Origin of the sequence: Ancylomarina salipaludis (assembly GCF_004122035.1) — a bacterium.
Lineage (GTDB): Bacteria > Bacteroidota > Bacteroidia > Bacteroidales > Marinifilaceae > Ancylomarina > Ancylomarina salipaludis.
In genome coordinates this window covers 1-1,280 of the sequence record NZ_SAXA01000039.1, presented here as the reverse complement: position 1 = coordinate 1,280, position 1,280 = coordinate 1, and the positions used below count along the sequence as shown (strand labels likewise).

Below are 1,280 nucleotides of genomic sequence, written 5' to 3'. Positions count from 1 at the left end.
TGGACTTGCAACAAAAATGTGGACAATAAGTTAAGTCATGCCGCTCTCTTGTCATTATTTAATAGCCTTCCATATTCTAAAGGAGATAAATAATTTAAAGAAGAATGTCTTCTACATGTATTGTACCATGTTTCTATGTACTCAAATATGGATAAGGCAGCACTTTTGATTGTTTTGTATTTAAATCGATATACCCATTCTGTTTTAATACTCTTAAAAAAACTCTCAGCGCAAGCATTGTCCCAGCAATTCCCTTTTCTACTCATACTTTGTACGACACGTTTATCTTTCTTAAGGGTCTCTCTAAACTCATTACATGCGTATTGGACACCTTGATCAGAGTGAAAGATCAGACGATCGCTTATAGACCTGTTTAAGGTTGCCATCTTCCATGCAGGCATGACTGTATCAGCAGCTTTCATAGTTTTACTTGTAGACCAACCAATTATTTTTCTATCAGCCAAATCTATGATGACGGTCAAATATAACCAACCTTCATATGTCCGTACATATGTTATATCTGAAACCCAAACTTCGCCTTGCCTTTGGGGATTAAACTCCCGATTCAAAAGGTTTGGAGATAGAGCAAAACCATGCTTAGAATAAGTTGTCACTACAAATTTCTTTTTTGTAATGCTTCTTAAATTTGCCTTCTTCATTAAGCGAGCTACTCGTGGTCTTGAAACAGAGATAGCTCTTGCATTGAGTTCTTCCGTCATTCGAGGGCTTCCATAAGTTTGTTTACTTTCTTTATATATAATCCGAATTTGTTGAGTAAGCCTTTTATTTTCTAGAGCTCTTTGACTAGGTTCAGATTTAAGCCATAAATAATAGCTACTCCGACTAACATCTAGAACTCGACACATCATTTCGATAGGAAACATGCTAAAATGATTTCTTATGAACTGGTAAATTTCCCATCGCTCTTGGAAAAGATGCGCACTGCTTTTTTTAATATATCTCTCTCCATTCGCATTTCTGCAAGTTCTTTTTGTAATCGAGATATCTCTGATTCCTCTTCTGTAAGCTTAACTTTACCATTACCTGGGAAACTTGTTTTTTGATAGTTTAAGAACTCACTACGCCATCGGTAAATAAGTTCTGGGCGAACATCAAGTTCATGTGCGAGCTCTCTTATATTTGCTCTTGAGTAACTTAACTCAACAGCATTCAATTTAAACTCTCTACTAAATTTTCGTCTTTCTTTTTCCATAATCTAAGATATAAATTATTAATATTCTATATCTTAACTCACTGTCCGTATAAATGTAGCAACTTCA

At 35.1% G+C, this 1,280-nt stretch carries 1 protein-coding gene; it reads right to left on the bottom strand.

Going from position 1 to position 1,280, the window contains the following annotated elements:
* Positions 1-35: 35 nt before the first annotated feature.
* Positions 36-1,213, bottom strand: a protein-coding gene (locus tag EO244_RS16755; RefSeq protein WP_129255834.1) for an IS3 family transposase whose coding sequence is annotated in 2 segments (ribosomal slippage) — positions 36-946 and positions 946-1,213 — 1,179 coding nt in all. Because the reading frame shifts where the segments join, the coding sequence is not laid out codon by codon here.
* Between the last annotated feature and the right edge of the window lie 67 nt (positions 1,214-1,280).